Here is a 17,286-nt window from a genome sequence, read left to right as displayed (position 1 = left end):
CTTAACGAAATAATAAAAGGATAAAATCATTGTGATTTTATCCTTTTATTATTTCGTATTCATTTCTAATCGAATCCCGTCAAATCAAGACTCCTTTGTTTCCTGCGTTTGAATGCGTTCAAGCGCCATTGTGTAGGCGTCGTTGCCATAGTTCAGGCAGCGTTTTACGCGTGAAATGGTTGCCGTGCTGGCACCTGTTTCTGTTTCAATTTTGTGATAGGTAAAACCTTCGCGCAGCATGCGTGCCACTTCTAAACGCTGGGCAAGTGACTGGATTTCGTTCACTGTGCACAGATCATCGAAGAACCGATAGCATTCTTCAAGGTTTTTTAGTGATAAAACAGATTCAAATAGTTGGTCGAGTTCTTTTCCCCGTAATTTTTCAATTTGCATCTTAAATTCTCCTTTTATGAAAATTAGTGGAGTGAAACGTGATTTTCTAGAGCAGGCACTATGTTAATCCAGGTCTTTCCCGGTACAAATCCGATCGGTTTTCCGTTTAAGTAAGGGAGGATTCTTCCGTCAATATTGCGCCATTCCACCTGGCGGCTGACGCCTTTTTGCAGCAGGATTCCTTTGCCTCCGGATGTTAAGTCAATCGCTCTTCTTCCATAGTCGTCAATCGTTTGATGCTTCATTTCAGCGATAAATAAATTATTAACTGCAATGGCTTCTCCTGTTTCCAGGTCTTTCGTTTGTTCGTTGTTGCTATATCGTAAGTATTTCTCTGTTTGTTTGTCGTATTTATATTCTGAATTCCACACATCTGACTGATCGTAGCGGACAATAGCTTCTAAACCTGAATCACCTTTAGGAGTTTCTTTTGTGTCAGCAAATGGCAGCGGTTTTGGCTGCTTCTGCAGGTCAATTCTGTTAAGCTCTGCACCTTCTTTAATATTTTCAGCTGAAATATAAGAATTGTGCGGCGCTTTTCTGAAGTCAGCTCTCCAAAAGAGTGTGCCGTCATAAAACAAGCCATTCAAATAGTCAAGTTTTCCATTTTCAAGAGTTTCTTTAGCCTGCGGACTCCAGCCGTGGCTAATAAAGACGGCATCATAGCCGGTGCTTAAGTCAACATAATATTCTCTTGCGCTTCTGACAGGACCGATTGCTGCTGGCTGATTGCTTTGATAAATAGCCAGGAACCTGGTAATGTTCCCTTCCGATAAAACCTCGTATACAATATCAGCCTGTTGAAGTCCAGACTGCGGACGGGCTGCCGGATGATTGTTGATCATCACTGCAAAGGCACGCTGTCCTTCTTTTTCATCAGAGCGCAGACCTGTTAATGGATAGATGTTTCGCTCTTCACTAGGAGCAGATGTTTCTTCCTCTTTTACATCATCCGTTTTTTGGGGGCTGCTCTCTTCTTCTTTGTTACAAGCCGTACACATGGCGAGCAGGAGCAAGGCCATGAACAGCCGTTGTATATTCTTCATGTTGTTTTTCATGATTGACACCTTCTGCTTACTTTTATATTTTAACGCATTATCGATGGAAAGAGTATTATTTTTTTAAGCACATCATAGATGCCGACTGGAGTAATCCTTATATACGGCAAATGGGTGGATGATAGGAAAAAAAGGGAATAAACCGGATCCCCTTGTGTATATCCTCTCTCTTTCAGCAGGTGCTTAAATCTTTCCTCTTGTTGAACAACTAAACTAAACTCTTCAGCTGATGCTCCGCCGCAAAGTTCAAGGGGTATTTCATGCACAACTTTCCCCTTTTCTGCAAGGACAATTCCGCCTCCAAGCTCCTTCATCCTATTAAATGCTGTGATCATATCATGCTTGCTTTTCCCAATCAAAATAATATCGCCTGTTGTTGAATAAGAACTTGCCAGACCGCCGAGCGATGCGGCAAAGCCCTTGAGCATTGTGCTGATGCGCCATTTGCCTTTCTTATCAATCAAAGCAAGAAAGCACTCATCATGATGGCTGCCCAGCTCGTCAAATGAATTGTCGATGGTGATGCTGTACGGTTCCATAATCACATCATTCTTCATTTGAAGGCCTAGCGGCATTGAAAACTGAAGGTCATCATAGGACAAGGACCATTCGATCTTCAGTTTTCCGAACCCGGCTTTTTGCCAATTTAGATCTCCAAAGCATTCAGTCGGCAAGCCGTCTTTTCTCAGCCACTTTCCCTTTGAAAGCACAGCAACAGGGGATGGATTTTCGGCTGATTCCAAAATATTCAGGTTAGCCAAACGCCCTGAAGCTACAACGCCTGTTACATCTTCCATGCGGTAATATTTGGCAGGATTAAAGCTTGCCATATGATAAGCATCAATTGCCGGAATATCCCGCTCAATGGCCATTTTGATCATGGAATCCATCATTCCGTTTTTATAAAAATGCGGCGTTGCCCCGTCGGTAGTGAAAAAGAAATGTTCGTAGTGGCGAATCTCTTTTTCACGGATGCCATCAAGCAGCTGCGGCAAATCAGGCCGGATCGAGGAATGTCTGAGTGAAACAGTATAGCCGAGCATTAACCGCTCTAAAACATCATCTCCTGTCATCGCTTCGTGATCGCAGTCGGCCCCGAATAATTTCATTTTATTCAGAGTGTTTGCCGATGCTCCGGGAAAATGTCCTTCGATCCGCTTTCCTTTCATTTTCATCTCAACCATCCAGGACAGCATCAAATCATCATCCGAAAGCAGCTTAGGCCACCCTGTTAATTCTCCGCCTTGAATAACATATTCATTTTCCATCCATTTTTTCATAAAATCGAGAGATAAATATTCATGTTCATTGGGAACTTCAGTCTGAAGATCAAAACGGCTCCACCAATAATACTGCAAAGGAAGCTGATTTAATTCATGAATTAAAGTAAGCGCTTTCTTTTTATCGGACTGAAAAAGCAAAAATAAATTGTCGCATATAAGTGTCGTTGTACCGTACTGTGACACATACTTCCCAAAAGAATGGGGATTATAAAGTTGAAATGGGTGAGCATGAGGTTCAATATAACCCGGTACAATAAAACGATCTTCGCAATCGGCGATTTCCGATTGCCCGCCGGCAGGAAGCTTATCTCCAATATAAACAATCCGGTCATCTGAAATCCAGATGTTGGCTTTGATCCATCGTTTCAGATAAGAATTCAAGTACATCCCATTTTTTAATACAAGAGCTGGAGGCTTATGCCCTGAGGCCGCTTGTATGTGATGCCTGATCTGCCGGACTTTCCATTGTGCATGCAACTTGGGCATTTCAGACCCTCCCTATATTTCATACCTTATATGTTAACATATGTAACCGTTTAACGCAGTAAAGATTTACTGTATTTTCAAAAATGAGGAGGAACTTATTAGTGAAACCGAACATCGGCATTATAAACGGACTGATCCGAATTACAATTGGACTGTTTTTACTATCATGGGCTTCTGCAAAATATTCGAAAAAACCGTGGAAGGATTCTCTTCTGCTCATGATGCTGCTTGGTGCAATGAAAGTTGGAGAGGGCATTCTAAGATTCTGCCCGATGGTGTATATGTATAAGGAATGCAGGAAAGAGGATTTAGAGTTTGAGGATAAGACTTATAATCCGTCATGACCAGAAAAGCGGAATCGCCCGTTTAGCTCGGGGCATGGCAGAAAAGGATCCGACAGAAAAGGCGCTATTTGCCTTTACTGTCTTGATCCGTTCTGACAGCGTTGTTTAAGGTACTTAATGCCATACCCGAATCAAGAAGGTAGTCATCATTTAGCCGAAATCTTCCTATAACTAGCGAAAATCCACCTTTATTTAGCCGGTTTGCGGATTTTTCTAGCCGCTTTAGAGATTTATTTAGCCAAGTCCATTTTTGGATTTGAGCCGTATTTTAGAATCTTAAGCAATTGTTTTGTCTAATAACGAAATATCGATTTTATTAGCTAAAACAAACGCTTTTTTAGCCGAAGCCACGTGCCCGGCCGCCATAAAAAAAGACTCTCCTGCCATCAGGAGAGTCTGCTAAGGGGTGAACATCATGATCATGGAATATTTAACCGATATGACATTCCTGCTTGCTTTGCTTATCGGCAGTATTGTTGCCTTAATGTTTGTCTATGTTAAGAAAAAACGTGTTTAGTCGCTTTGGCGCCGATGTCCTTGCGGTAAAATAGAGCAGGCGATGCTACTTCAGATACATATTCATACACTTGAGTCTGTGCTTCGAGCAAATCGCTGCCGTATGCAATAACAGCTAAAACCCGTCCGCCATCCGTTACAAATTCTTCCCCGCTTTTCTTCGTCCCTGCGTGGAAAAGGGCACCTTGTTCAAAGCTTGAACGAAGCGTACCGATCGCTTCGCCTTTTTTATACTCATTCGGGTAGCCGTTTGAAGCAAGGACAACTCCCATTACAGCTTCCTTGCGCCATTTAAGCTCTGCTTTTTTGCCATCTAAAATAGCAAGCAATGTTTCAATCAAGTCTGATTCTAAGCGCGGCAGAACAACCTGTGTTTCAGGATCGCCAAAGCGCGCATTAAATTCAATCACTTTTGGACCTTGCTTCGTTAAGATCAATCCTGCATATAAAATCCCCGTAAATGGAGTTCCATTTGCAATCATGCCTTCAGCTGCCGGCTTTAACACTGTTTCAACAGCTTCCTGCACAACTGCATCTGAAATTTGAGGAACCGGAGAGTAAGCACCCATTCCGCCGGTATTAGGACCTTCATCATGATCGTATGCCCGTTTATGATCCTGCGCGATCACCATTGGATAGACAGCATCACCGTGAACAAAGGCCATTAATGAAAATTCCTCGCCATCTAAAAATTCTTCAATGACAACCGAGCTGCTTGCCTCGCCGAATTTGGCATCTTCAAGAAAATCACGCAGACAGTCGATTGCTTCCTCTACTGTCATAGCGACGGTTACCCCTTTTCCTGCAGCAAGTCCATCCGCTTTTATGACGATTGGAGCTCCTTGTTCAAGGACGTATTTCTCCGCTTCTTCAAAAGAAGTAAACGATTGATACGCTCCTGTCGGAATGTTATTTTTCATCATTAATTCCTTGGCGAACTTCTTGCTGCCTTCAATCAGGGCAGCTTCCTTTGTTGGCCCGAAAACCTTCAGTCCCGCTTCTTGAAACGCATTGACAACGCCATTCAGGAGCGGAACCTCAGGTCCTACGATTGTTAGCCCTACCTTATTTTCTTTTGCAAAAGCAACAAGCTCCTCTGTATTCTGCTCATCGATTGCAATAAGCTCGGCAACGCTGCTCATTCCATCGTTTCCTGGAGCAACAAACACTTTCTCAGCAAGCTTACTCTGTGATGCCTTCCAGGCGATTGCATGTTCACGGCCTCCGCGGCCAATGATTAGAATGTTCATCGTTACCAGCTCCTCACTAGTTTAATGTTTAAAGTGTCTAACTCCTGTAAATACCATCGTAATGCCGTATTCATCTGCTTTTTGGATGGAATCCTCATCCTTAATGGATCCGCCAGGCTGAATAATGGCTGTTACGCCTGCTTTTGCAGCTGCTTCAACTGTGTCGTTCATTGGGAAAAATGCATCAGATCCCATTGCACTTCCTTCAGCATGAGCTCCTGCCTGTTCAATCGCAATCTTCGCCGCACCGACACGGTTCATCTGACCCGCACCAACACCGACTGTCATCTGATTTTTCGTAAGAACGATTGCATTTGATTTCACATGTTTTACGACTTTCCATGCAAGCTTTAAGTCTTCCCACTCCTGTTCAGTTGGTTCACGCTTTGTAGGGATTGTGATTTTCGCATCATCAAAAGAAAGCGTATCTTCATCCTGAACAAGCAGACCTCCGTGAATCGAAGTGATTTGCTGATCCTGTTTTTCAGCACCTAACACATCTAATGTAAGAAGTCTTAAGTTTTTCTTAGAAGTCAAAATCTCTAATGCTTCTTTATCGAAAGAAGGAGCAATGACAATCTCCAGGAAGATTTCATGTAATTTATGAGCTGTTTCTTTATCCACTTCATGATTTAAAGCGATGATTCCGCCGAAAATCGAAGTTGGATCTGCTTCATATGCACGCGTGAATGCTTCAAAAATCGTTTCGCCTGTTCCGACTCCGCATGGATTCATGTGTTTTACAGCCACAGCTGCAGGCTGCTTAAATTCTCTTACGATTTGAAGAGCTGCATCTGCATCTTTAATGTTGTTGTAAGAAAGCTCTTTGCCGTGAACCTGCTCCGCTTCTGCAATCGAAACATTGCTTGCTAATGGCTTTTTGTAAAAAGTAGCTTTTTGGTGAGGGTTTTCCCCGTAGCGAAGCGATTGTTTTTTCTCAAATGTATAAGTCACTGTCTCAGGGTCTTCTTCGCCTACAGCATTCGTTAAATATTCTGCGATAAGCGCGTCATATGAAGCCGTATGGCGGAACACTTTTGCAGCAAGCTTTTGCTTCGTTGCAATCGTAACTTCCTTCCCGCTCTTGATCTGCTCCAGAACTTCAGCGTAGTCAGCAGGATCAACGACAACCGCAACATCCTGGTGATTTTTTGCCGCTGAACGAAGCATGGTCGGTCCGCCGATATCGATGTTTTCGATCGCATCATCAAACGTGACGTCCTGCTTTGAGATCGTTTCTTTAAATGGGTAAAGATTTACGACAACAAGATCGATCGGCAAAATGCTGTTTTCTTCAAGCTGTTTCATGTGATCCGGATTGCTGCGGACAGCAAGCAGACCGCCGTGAATATTCGGATGCAGGGTTTTCACTCTGCCGTCCATGATTTCAGGAAATCCAGTTACTTCTGAGATCCCTGTTACTTTGACGCCGTTTTGCTGAAGCAGGCTTTTCGTTCCGCCTGTTGAAATGACTTCGATTCCTTGTTCCACAAGCTCTGTTACAAATGGAATGATGCCATCTTTATTTGAAACACTTACAAGTGCGCGTTTGATTGTCATTCTTTACACCTCTAGCTCTCTTTTTTGGAAAAGGGTATTTAGTACGTGCGGATAGTATGTGTGCTCGAGCTTATGAATCTTTGCAGATAACGTTTCTAAAGTGTCAGACTCTTCTACTTCAAGCGCCTTTTGAGCAATAATCGGGCCAGTATCCATGCCTGCATCTACAAAGTGAATCGTAATCCCTGTTACTTTCACTCCTGCGTCAAAAGCCTGGCCGATCGCATCCTTGCCTGGAAACGACGGCAGCAAAGAAGGATGCAGATTGATGATATTCTCAGGAAAAGCAGTGAGCAGGGTATCTCCAATCAGCCTCATATATCCTGCGAGCACTACATAAGAAACGTTATACTGCTTCAATTGATTTAGGATGATGGTTTCAAATGCTTCCTTATTTTTAAATTCCTTCGGTGAAAACTGAAAGACAGGGATGTTTTCTTTTTCAGCGCGTTCAGCGACTTTTGCTCCCGGTCTGTCGCAAACAAGAAGCGCAATTTCCGCTGCCAGTCTTCCGCTCTTCACTTCATCTATGATAGCCTGAAAATTTGAGCCCGTTCCAGAAGCAAATACCGCTATTTTCATCATGTGAGAGAGCCTCCGCCAAATGTGACGCCCTGGCCATCCTTCACGCGTCCGATAATATAAGCCTTCTCTCCATGCTTTTCAATCTCATTGATGACATTGTGCATCTGCTTATAATCAACCGCTAATACAAATCCGATGCCCATGTTAAAGATGTTAAACATTTCTTCCTGGCTGAGCGTCCCTTTTTCCTGAAGCAAATCAAAGACAGGAGGAATCGGCCATGAGCCGTAATCGATTTCAGCCCCTAATCCTTCAGGGAGCATTCTCGGGATGTTTTCTATAAATCCGCCGCCCGTAATGTGGGCCATGCCATCTACCTTATACTTTTTCAAAACTTCTAATACAGGCTTCACATAAATCTTTGTCGGACGGAGCAATTCCTCTCCAAGCGAGTGCTGAAGCGGTTCAACTTTCTCTTTTAATGAAAGACCGTTATCTTCAAGCAAAATTTTGCGTACCAATGAGAAGCCATTGCTGTGCAAACCGCTTGAGGAAAGTCCGATTAATACATGACCTGCACGGATATTCTCTCCTGTGACAATCTCTTCTTTTTCAACAGCGCCAACAGCAAAGCCTGCGATATCATATTCGTCCCCGTCATATAAACCAGGCATTTCGGCTGTTTCTCCGCCAACCAAAGCACAGCCTGACTGCTCACAGCCGTCTGCGACACCTTTGACGATCTGCTCGATCTTAACAGGCTCTGCTTTTCCAAGCGCCAAATAGTCGAGGAAGAATAATGGCTCTGCTCCCTGTGCAAGAATATCATTTACACACATCGCAACTGCATCTATCCCGATCGTATCATGCTGATCCATCAGGAATGCAAGCTTAAGCTTTGTGCCTACACCATCTGTACCTGATACGAGGACCGGCTGTTTGTAATTCAGCTCTGAAAGATCGAACATGCCGCCAAATCCGCCGAGGCTTCCCATGACGCCTTTTCTCATTGTTTTAGCTACATGCTTTTTCATTCGCGAAACGGCTTCATAGCCTGCTTCTATATCAACGCCTGCCTGCTTGTATGCGTTTGACATCACACATTCCCCCCGGTCTTATTTCGTCAGCACTTCTTCCTTTTCATGCGGCAATTCTGTATCCGGATAAATTTCTGTCGGATATTTACCAGTAAAACAAGCTAAACATTGTCCGCGGCGCTCTCCTTCATAAGGGCGTCCAATTCCTTCAAGCAGCCCTTCCACACTTAAGAAAGTCAGCGTGTCAGCACCAATAATTTCGCGGATTTCTTCCACTGAATGGCTTGCTGCAATCAACTCTTCTGTTGATGATGTATCAATTCCGTAGAAGCACGGATTGCTGATCGGAGGTGACGTAATGCAGACATGCACTTCCGTTGCTCCCGCATCTCTCAGCATGTTGACGATTCTGCGGCTCGTAGTACCGCGCACGATGGAGTCATCAACCATGACAACGCGTTTACCTTCAACAACGCCTCTTACTGCAGACAGCTTCATTTTTACACCTTGCTCTCTGAGAGACTGAGAAGGCTGGATGAACGTTCTGCCGACATAACGGTTTTTGATTAATCCAAGTTCATAAGGAATACCTGATGCTTCTGCATACCCAATCGCTGCTGAAATACTTGAATCCGGCACACCTGTGACAACATCTGCTTCAAATGGCGCTTCAATTGCCATGCGTTTTCCGAGGTTTTTGCGTGCTGTATGAACATTGATGCCGTCGATGTTGCTGTCAGGTCTTGAAAAATAAATGTATTCCATGCTGCAGATCGCTCGGTTAACGTTCATTGAAAAGCGCTCTGATTGAAGTCCTTCATCATTGATGATTAAAAGCTCTCCGGGCTCAACCTCACGCAGATATTCGGCACCGATAATGTCAAAAGCACATGTTTCAGATGCGACAACATAAGAGTCTCCAAGCATGCCGATAGATAATGGGCGAAGACCGTTCGGATCAAGCGCCACCATCATTTCCGTTTCCGTCATGATTAAAAAGGCATAAGCTCCTTTGATCATCGTCAGCGCATTTTTAATTTTATCCTTCATTGAGGAGTATCCGCTTCTCTTAATTAAGTGAGCAAGTACTTCTGTATCTGATGTTGACTGAAAAATACTTCCCTGATTTTCAAGCTGATGCTTAAGGCCATTTGCATTTACTAAGTTACCATTATGAGCAAGAGCCAGGCCGCCGCTTTCAGAACGGAAAAGAAGCGGCTGAACATTTTCAAATCCGCCTCCCCCAGCCGTCGCATAGCGAACGTGGCCGATGGCTCCTTTTCCTTTAATATCATTCAAACGGCCTCCGCTGAATACTTCTGTGATCAGGCCCTGGCCTTTTACACAAGTCAGCTTCTTCCCGTCAGTCGAGACAATTCCAGCACCCTCTTGCCCGCGGTGCTGCAGACTATGCAAGCCGTAATATGTGATTTGCGGAGATTCGGAGTGTCCCCAAATACCAAACACTCCGCACTCTTCATTTAATCCTCTGATTTCAGCAAGCATGGAATCGCTCCTCTCCAAGCTGTTTCAAGCTCGTTGACCTTCGATTTAATTAAAATTTCGCCTGTTTCGTTTTTCACAGTGAATGCTGCATCTTCTGTTACGCTTCCGATTAACGCACCATCTGTCAATTCTTCAAAAGCTGTTTGGTGTTCAGGCTTTACTGTCACGATAAAACGGGACTGCGTTTCACTGAACAGCGCAGCAACTGCTTCGCCATTTACTGTGATACTTGCGCCAAGTCCGTTTGTACCGAATGTGCTTTCTGCAGCTGCTACTGCCAAGCCGCCTTCAGCTACGTCATGTGCAGAGGATACTAATCCTGCGCGGATGGCTGCAGATAATTGTGCCTGACGCTCTGCTTCAACTCCAAGATCCATTTCAGGTGCTTTGCCGAATATCTTGCCGTGAACCATTTTTTGCAGCTCACTGCCGCCAAATTCATTTTTCGTTTCGCCGATCAAGTAGATCAGGTCGCCTGCAGCTTTGAAGGATTGTGTTGTGATGTATTTTGTATCTTCAATTAAACCAACCATCCCAATTACAGGTGTCGGATAAACAGCTGTACCGTTTGTTTCATTATAAAGCGATACGTTTCCGCCAATAACCGGTGAATTCAGCACACGGCACGCTTCACTCATTCCATCGGCTGCTTTTTCGATTTGCCAGAAAATCTCTGGCTTCTCAGGATTTCCAAAGTTCAGGCAGTCTGTCACAGCCAGCGGTCTTCCGCCTGAACAGACGATATTGCGTGCTGCCTCTGCAACGGCAATCATTCCGCCAACCTCAGGATCGAGGTAAAGATATCTTGAGTTGCAGTCTGTTGTCATCGCAAGTGCTTTATTTGTATCGCGAATACGGAGAACAGCTGCGTCTGAGCCAGGTGCTACAACCGTATTTGTGCGGACCATGTAGTCATATTGATCATAAACCCATTCTTTGCTGGCAATTGTAGGCTGTTTTAAAAGGTTTACTAGAGTTTCCTTCAAGTCACTTGCTTCAGGCGTGCTCGCTTCCATCTCCTGAAACTCTTTATAATAAGCCGGCTCTGCAGAAGGCTTATGGTAGACCGGTGCTTCTTCAGCAAGTGCATCTACCGGAATTTCTACAACTACCTCGCCATTATGGAGAAGTCGGAGCATTTTATCATCTGTTACAACCCCGATTGCTTTTGCTTCAAGCTCATATTTGTCAAAAATGTCGGTGATTTCTTTTTCACGGCCTCGTTCAACGACTAATACCATACGCTCCTGTGATTCAGAGAGCATCATTTCATAAGGTGTCATTCCTGCTTCTCGCTGAGGTACTAAATCTAAATTCATCTCGATGCCTGAACCCGCTTTGCTCGCCATTTCAGCAGTCGAGCTTGTAAGTCCTGCTGCTCCCATGTCCTGAATGCCAACAAGAGCATCGCATTTTATAACCTCTAGACAAGCTTCAAGCAAAAGCTTTTCCATAAACGGATCTCCTACTTGTACAGCAGGGCGTTTTTCATCTGATGCATCTGTCAGTTCCTCTGATGCAAATGTAGCGCCGTGAATGCCGTCGCGGCCTGTTTTAGCGCCAACATACATCACGGTATTGCCAATTCCTTTTGCCACACCTTTTTTAATATCTTCATGGTTGATTAACCCGACACACATCGCATTTACAAGCGGATTTCCATCATAAGAAGGATCAAACTGGATCTCTCCTCCAACAGTTGGAATACCGATGCAGTTTCCGTAGCCGGCAATACCTGCAACAACTTCTTCAAACAAATAACGGACGCGTGGAGATGTTAATTCCCCGAAGCGCAAAGAGTTTAATAGAGCGATAGGACGCGCTCCCATTGAAAAGACATCACGGATGATTCCGCCTACGCCTGTTGCTGCACCTTGATAAGGTTCTATCGCAGAAGGGTGATTGTGGCTTTCGATTTTAAACACAACTGCCTGCTCGTCTCCAATATCAACGATCCCAGCACCTTCACCAGGTCCTTGAAGAACATGCTCGCCGGTAGTCGGGAACTTCTTTAAAACAGGCTTGGAATTTTTATAGCTGCAATGCTCCGACCACATGACAGAGAAAATACCTAGCTCTGTATAATTCGGCAAGCGTCCCATAATCTTTTCAATCATTGAAAACTCATCATCACTAACGCCCATTTGACGGTAGATTTTCTCTTCTTTAATCATTTGCTGTGTTGGTTCAAGCAGTAGTGACATGAGATTCCCTCCAGTTTTTCACGATCGATTTAAATAGGTTCAGTCCATCCGCGCTTCCAAGCAGTGCATCAACTGCACGTTCAGGATGAGGCATCATTCCAAGAACATTTCCGCGCTCATTTACGATTCCTGCGATATCTTCCAAACTTCCATTTGGATTGTTTTCATATGTGAAGACGATTTGATTGTTTTCTCTTAATCTTTCTAAAGTCAGCTCATCACAATAGTAGTTTCCTTCACCATGCGCGATCGGAACAGAGATGACCTGCTCTTTTTCATAGGCAGAAGTGAACATTGTTTTCTCATTTTGAACAATAAGATTTGTCGGACGGCACATGAATTTCAAGTTTTCATTGCGCTTCATTGCACCCGGCAATAAGCCTGCTTCAAGTAAAATTTGAAACCCGTTGCATACACCAAGAACCGGCTTGCCTTCTTCAGCAGCTTTGACAACTTCCTTCATAACATTTGCAAAACGCGCGATGGCGCCAGAGCGAAGATAGTCCCCGTATGAAAATCCTCCCGGAAGAAGAATGCCGTCAAAACGGCTTAGATCTGTTTCATCATGCCAAACGTACTCTGCTTCTTCCCCAAGCTCATCCTTGATAGCGTGGAACATATCGATATCACAGTTTGATCCCGGAAAAACGATGACGGCGAATTTCACTGTGCGACAACCTCCTCCACCTCATAGCGGTAATCTTCAATGACCGTGTTTGCAAGCAGCTTTTCGCACATTTCACGAACCGTCGTGTCCAGGTCACGCTCAGTCTTTGCAATCGTAAGCTCCATGTACTTTCCGATTCGAACATCGTTAACCTCTTTGTAGTTCATGCTGTGCAATGCGTGCTGTACCGCGCTTCCCTGTGGATCAAGAACGCTTTCTCTGAGTGTAACGAATACCTTTACTTTGTACATGCTGTTTCTCCTCCTAAACGATTTAAAATTTCTGAGTATGCATCTGTTAAGCTGCCGATATCACGGCGGAAAACATCTTTATCAAACTTCTCATTCGTTTTTTCATCCCATAACCGGCACGTATCAGGCGAAATCTCATCCGCTAAAAGCAGTGTGCCATTCTTTGTTAAACCAAATTCCAATTTGAAGTCGACCAAACGGATGCCGCAGTTTTTAAAGTGGCTGATCAAGACTTGATTCACTTTTAAAGCCGCTTCCTTCAGCTGCTGCACCTGCTCTTTCGTTGCAGCTTCAAGGAGTTCAATGTGATCTTCTGTAATCAGAGGATCACCTAAATCATCATTTTTATAATAGAATTCTACAATTGGAGTTTTAAGCGGTGTTCCTTCCTCTATTCCAAGTCGCTTTGAAAGACTTCCTGCCATGATGTTCCGGACAACGACCTCAAGCGGCACAATCGAAACCTCTTTTACAAGCTGCTCCGTTTGGGAAAGTCTTTTAATGAAATGACTCTCAATGCCGTTCTCGGCGAGTTTTTCAAACAGCAGCGTCGAGATTTCATTATTTAAACGGCCTTTTCCTTCGATTTCGGCTTTCTTCTCACCATTAAACGCTGTTGCAGAGTTTTTATATGAAACCAGCAAAACAGCATCTTCATTCGTGCGGTAAATTTGCTTCGCCTTGCCTTCATAAAGCAGGTTCAACTTTTGAATAGTCATGAAAATCCTCCTAGTAACGACAGAATATTGGGAACTTTAGAAGTGCGGAATCGCCCGGTTAGCTCATGCATGACAGATAAGGATCCGACAGAAAAGGCGCTTTTTTTGCCTTTACTGGCGAAGCCATTCTGGCCGAGGAGCTGGGCGATGGAGCCGGACACCGAAGTGCAAGACCCTGCTTCGCTTCTTAAAAAAGAGGCAAATAATATATTTACCTCTTTGTTTTTTAAGATTCCGCTTAAAGACCTAAGCGTTCAAATATTGTATCTACACCTTTTAAGTGGTAGTTGTAATCAAAGCAGTCATCAATGAGTTCACTTGATAGACGGTCTGTGATCGTTCCATCCGCTTCTACAAGGCTGCGGAATGGCACTTGTTTTTCCCATGCTTCCATTGCTTTTGGCTGCACGATATCGTAAGCCTGCTCGCGTGTCATACCTGAATCAATCAGTGCAAGAAGAACGCGCTGTGAGTAGATAAGTCCAAGAGTGCGGTCCATGTTGCGCTTCATGTTTTCAGGGAAAACCGTCAAGTTCTTCACGATGTTGCTGAAGCGGTTCAGCATGTAGTTCAAAGCAATAGTTGCATCCGGCAGAATAATCCTTTCTGCAGATGAGTGTGAGATGTCGCGCTCATGCCACAGCGGCACATTTTCGTAAGCTGTCATCATATAGCCGCGGATGACTCTTGCAAGACCTGTCATGTTTTCAGAACCGATCGGGTTGCGTTTGTGAGGCATAGCAGAAGATCCTTTTTGACCTTTTGCGAAGAATTCCTCAACCTCGCGTGTTTCACTCTTTTGAAGACCGCGAACCTCTGTTGCGAATTTTTCAATTGAAGTTGCGATTAATGCAAGTGTGCTCATATAATCTGCGTGACGGTCACGCTGCAATGTCTGTGTAGAGATTGGAGCTGCCTGCAAGCCTAACTTTTCACACACATATGCTTCAACAAAAGGATCGATGTTTGCATAAGTACCCACTGCGCCGGACATTTTTCCAAATTCAATGCCTTCTGCTGAACGCTTGAAGCGCTCTAAGTTGCGTTTCATTTCTTCGTACCATAATCCAAGCTTAAGTCCAAACGTCGTAGGCTCAGCATGTACACCATGTGTACGGCCCATCATAACGGTGTATTTGTGTTCCATCGCCTTGTTTTTTAAGATTTCAACAAAGTTTTCGATGTCTTTTAAAAGAATATCGTTAGCCTGCTTCAAAAGATAAGAAAGGGCTGTGTCAACTACATCCGTTGAAGTTAAGCCGTAATGCACCCATTTTCTTTCTTCTCCAAGCGTTTCAGAAACAGCTCTAGTAAAAGCAACAACGTCGTGGCGTGTTTCTTCTTCAATTTCCTTGATGCGGTTAATATCAAATGATGCGTTTTGGCGAAGCAGCTTTACGTCTTCCTTTGGGATATGCCCTAGCTCAGCCCATGCCTCACATGCAAGAATTTCAACCTCAAGCCAAGCTTTAAAACGGTTTTCTTCTGTCCAAATAGCACCCATTTCAGGTCTTGTGTAGCGTTCAATCATCGTTAAATCCTCCGTTCTATTGTTGACCCCATAGTTTGTTGATCTGTGTTACTGTCTGTTCGATTGCTTCTGTTAAAAAAGTGACGTGCCCCATTTTCCGTTTGTGCTTCGCCTCTTTTTTACCGTACAAGTATATCTTACCTTCGCGGAATAACGAAAGATTATTTAAAACAAGCGGCATATGTTCGCCTAAAACGTTGACCATCAGTCCAGGATGCAGCAGCGCTGGTTTCCCGAGCGGCAGATTGCATACGGCTCTGACGTGCTGCTCAAACTGATCCGTCTCGCAAAGATCAATTGTGTAATGACCGGAATTGTGCGGCCTTGGAGCAAGCTCATTTATAAATACTTCTCCATCTATCGTCACAAACATTTCAACGGCCAGGGTACCGACCAGGCTAAACGCTTTTGCAAGCTTATCTGCCTGTCTTCTTGCTTCTTCGGCAACCTCTTCCTGTATCCTTGCAGGCACAATGCTTTGATGAAGAATATTGTTTACGTGAATATTTTCTGCAATAGGGAAGAAGCTGATCTCTCCATCAGAGTTTCTGGCAGCAATCACCGAGATCTCTTTTTCAAAAGACACCCATTTTTCCAGAATACATGTACCGTTTTTTAATAGGTCTCGGGCAGCAGGTATATCGCTTTCCTGCCTGACCACAGCCTGCCCTTTACCATCGTAGCCACCTCTGCATGTTTTCAAAACACATGGATACTGAAGTTCGCTTACAGCAGAGGAAAGCTCTTCTTCCGTTTTAACAATCCTGTAGTCTGCAACTTTGCAGCCCGCGTCTGTAATCGCCTTTTTCTCTGTCTCACGATCTTGAGTTAAAGAGAGAAGCACAGAACCTTGAGGAAGGAAGGCATTCTCTTCAATCCACTTCAAAGCCTCGTAATCTATGTTTTCAAACTCGTAGGTTATCACATCACTAAGTTCAGCAAGCTTCTTTATCGCTGATAAATCATTATAAGAAGCGGTAATTTCATAGTCTGCAAGCTGTCCGCATGGTGAGTTCGGTGCAGGATCTAAAACTGCCACATCATATCCCATGCTTTTCGCAGCCACCGTCATCATTCTGCCAAGCTGTCCGCCGCCGATAATCCCAATCGTGGATCCTGGCAATATTGTTTTGTTAGACAAGCTCATCACTGCTTTCCAGAACGTTTTTTCTCGTTTGTTCGCGTCTTGTTTCCAGTGCTTCTGCGATCTCTTGGTTTGTAATCGATAAAATTTGTGCAGCAAGCAGCCCCGCGTTTACCGCACCAGCTTTTCCGATCGCAACTGTTGCAACCGGAACGCCTCCAGGCATTTGAACAATCGAAAGCAGGGAGTCCATGCCATTCAGCGCTTTTGACTGAACAGGCACTCCGATAACAGGGAGCGTTGTCTTCGCTGCTACCATGCCAGGCAAATGCGCGGCACCGCCGGCTCCTGCAATAATGACCTTTAACCCTCTATTTCTAGCATCTTCTGCGTATTCAAACATATAATCAGGTGTACGATGCGCCGAGACGACTTTTTTCTCGTAAGACACCTGCAGCTCATCTAAAATACCGCACGCATGCTTCATTGTTTCCCAATCAGACGTGCTTCCCATTATAATCCCAACCGCTGCTTCCATTCTATATCCCACCTTTTTTATCCATAAAAAAAGCCCAGCATGCATCGCTTCTCTATAAGAGAAAGCAATACAAACCGGGCATCAGAACATGTTAAAATCAAGCCGTTCCATGACAGGCTGAAAATTACTTTCCCTCATAGTCCAATAATTTACGGTTATCGGGTAGAAACTTTCGGGCCATATTCCCGACTTTATATGAGGTAAAATACATTCGTTTTTATATCCATGTTTATCATAACAGCACACTTGAGAAGTTGTCAACGCAAAATCGAACAATAATCCCTATCACGATAAAAATGTTCGTATTTAGATCAATTTCCCTTCAAAAACAATC

General features: G+C 44.1%; 18 protein-coding genes and 1 riboswitch (1 of these 19 only partly in view). Of the genes, 2 read left to right on the top strand and 16 right to left on the bottom strand.

Annotation, left to right across the window (positions count from 1 at the left end; translation table 11 throughout):
- Positions 1-84 precede the first annotated feature (84 nt).
- The 3 genes from QLQ22_RS01865 to QLQ22_RS01855 are packed head-to-tail and all read right to left on the bottom strand — an operon-like array spanning position 85 to position 3,220.
- Positions 85-393, bottom strand: coding sequence for a YerC/YecD family TrpR-related protein (locus QLQ22_RS01865; RefSeq protein WP_070879478.1), 309 nt, complete (start codon positions 391-393; stop codon positions 85-87).
- Between the two features lie 23 nt (positions 394-416).
- Complete coding sequence (locus QLQ22_RS01860; RefSeq protein WP_223439079.1) at positions 417-1,451, bottom strand: DUF3048 domain-containing protein; 1,035 nt, start codon at positions 1,449-1,451, stop codon at positions 417-419.
- A 29-nt stretch (positions 1,452-1,480) separates the two neighbouring features.
- Positions 1,481-3,220 carry an adenine deaminase C-terminal domain-containing protein gene (locus tag QLQ22_RS01855; RefSeq protein ID WP_223439078.1) on the bottom strand — a complete coding sequence of 580 codons (1,740 nt, stop codon included), beginning with the start codon at positions 3,218-3,220 and terminating at the stop codon, positions 1,481-1,483.
- A 101-nt stretch (positions 3,221-3,321) separates the two neighbouring features.
- On the opposite strand from QLQ22_RS01855, the gene QLQ22_RS01850 reads away from it, so the two are divergent.
- On the top strand, positions 3,322-3,564 hold the full coding sequence (locus tag QLQ22_RS01850) for a YgaP family membrane protein (protein ID WP_223439077.1): 243 nt from the start codon (positions 3,322-3,324) through the stop codon (positions 3,562-3,564).
- A gap of 415 nt (positions 3,565-3,979) precedes the next feature.
- Complete coding sequence (locus QLQ22_RS25000) at positions 3,980-4,081, top strand: EYxxD motif small membrane protein (RefSeq protein WP_338037007.1); 102 nt, start codon at positions 3,980-3,982, stop codon at positions 4,079-4,081.
- Here QLQ22_RS25000 and purD read toward each other — a convergent pair.
- The 13 genes from purD to QLQ22_RS01785 all read right to left on the bottom strand — a co-directional run.
- Positions 4,062-5,330, bottom strand: a complete 1,269-nt coding sequence (gene purD, locus QLQ22_RS01845; RefSeq protein WP_223439076.1) for a phosphoribosylamine--glycine ligase — start codon at positions 5,328-5,330, stop codon at positions 4,062-4,064. The genes QLQ22_RS25000 and purD overlap by 20 nt on opposite strands.
- A gap of 21 nt (positions 5,331-5,351) precedes the next feature.
- On the bottom strand, positions 5,352-6,890 hold the full coding sequence (gene purH, locus QLQ22_RS01840; RefSeq protein WP_252207922.1) for a bifunctional phosphoribosylaminoimidazolecarboxamide formyltransferase/IMP cyclohydrolase: 1,539 nt from the start codon (positions 6,888-6,890) through the stop codon (positions 5,352-5,354).
- 3 nt (positions 6,891-6,893) lie between these two features.
- Entirely contained in the window at positions 6,894-7,475 is a 582-nt protein-coding gene (gene purN, locus QLQ22_RS01835; protein WP_223439074.1) for a phosphoribosylglycinamide formyltransferase, read from the bottom strand.
- A complete protein-coding gene (purM, locus tag QLQ22_RS01830; RefSeq protein WP_223439073.1) occupies positions 7,472-8,512 on the bottom strand; it encodes a phosphoribosylformylglycinamidine cyclo-ligase in 1,041 nt (346 codons plus the stop codon). Before purM ends, purN begins: the two co-directional genes overlap by 4 nt.
- An 18-nt stretch (positions 8,513-8,530) precedes the next feature.
- On the bottom strand, positions 8,531-9,958 hold the full coding sequence (purF, locus tag QLQ22_RS01825) for an amidophosphoribosyltransferase (RefSeq protein WP_223439072.1): 1,428 nt from the start codon (positions 9,956-9,958) through the stop codon (positions 8,531-8,533).
- The gene (purL, locus tag QLQ22_RS01820; protein ID WP_223439071.1) at positions 9,934-12,162 is read right to left on the bottom strand and encodes a phosphoribosylformylglycinamidine synthase subunit PurL; all 2,229 of its coding nucleotides are present in this window, start codon (positions 12,160-12,162) and stop codon (positions 9,934-9,936) included. The genes purF and purL overlap by 25 nt, the downstream gene beginning before the upstream one ends.
- A complete protein-coding gene (gene purQ / locus QLQ22_RS01815) occupies positions 12,146-12,829 on the bottom strand; it encodes a phosphoribosylformylglycinamidine synthase subunit PurQ (protein WP_223439070.1) in 684 nt (227 codons plus the stop codon). The genes purL and purQ overlap by 17 nt, the downstream gene beginning before the upstream one ends.
- Positions 12,826-13,080, bottom strand: a complete 255-nt coding sequence (purS, locus tag QLQ22_RS01810) for a phosphoribosylformylglycinamidine synthase subunit PurS (protein WP_284015891.1) — start codon at positions 13,078-13,080, stop codon at positions 12,826-12,828. Before purS ends, purQ begins: the two co-directional genes overlap by 4 nt.
- A complete protein-coding gene (gene purC / locus QLQ22_RS01805) occupies positions 13,068-13,793 on the bottom strand; it encodes a phosphoribosylaminoimidazolesuccinocarboxamide synthase (RefSeq protein WP_284016728.1) in 726 nt (241 codons plus the stop codon). The genes purS and purC overlap by 13 nt, the downstream gene beginning before the upstream one ends.
- A gap of 244 nt (positions 13,794-14,037) precedes the next feature.
- Complete coding sequence (gene purB, locus QLQ22_RS01800) at positions 14,038-15,330, bottom strand: adenylosuccinate lyase (protein WP_284015890.1); 1,293 nt, start codon at positions 15,328-15,330, stop codon at positions 14,038-14,040.
- 16 nt (positions 15,331-15,346) lie between these two features.
- A complete protein-coding gene (gene purK, locus QLQ22_RS01795) occupies positions 15,347-16,477 on the bottom strand; it encodes a 5-(carboxyamino)imidazole ribonucleotide synthase (protein ID WP_240549808.1) in 1,131 nt (376 codons plus the stop codon).
- Complete coding sequence (purE, locus tag QLQ22_RS01790; RefSeq protein ID WP_223439067.1) at positions 16,464-16,952, bottom strand: 5-(carboxyamino)imidazole ribonucleotide mutase; 489 nt, start codon at positions 16,950-16,952, stop codon at positions 16,464-16,466. Before purE ends, purK begins: the two co-directional genes overlap by 14 nt.
- A gap of 117 nt (positions 16,953-17,069) precedes the next feature.
- Positions 17,070-17,171: riboswitch (purine riboswitch) on the bottom strand.
- A gap of 87 nt (positions 17,172-17,258) precedes the next feature.
- On the bottom strand, positions 17,259-17,286 hold the 3' end of the coding sequence (locus tag QLQ22_RS01785; RefSeq protein ID WP_223439066.1) for an NETI motif-containing protein. 176 nt of this gene lie beyond the right edge of the window; only the last 28 of its 204 coding nucleotides appear in the window; the start codon falls outside the window, past its right edge; the stop codon is at positions 17,259-17,261.

It is taken from the genome of Metabacillus hrfriensis (genome assembly GCF_030127205.1).
GTDB classification, from domain to species: domain Bacteria; phylum Bacillota; class Bacilli; order Bacillales; family Bacillaceae; genus Bacillus_P; species Bacillus_P dongyingensis.
The sequence above is the reverse complement of the archived record's forward strand: the minus strand, read 5'-3'. Positions and strand labels throughout refer to the sequence as shown.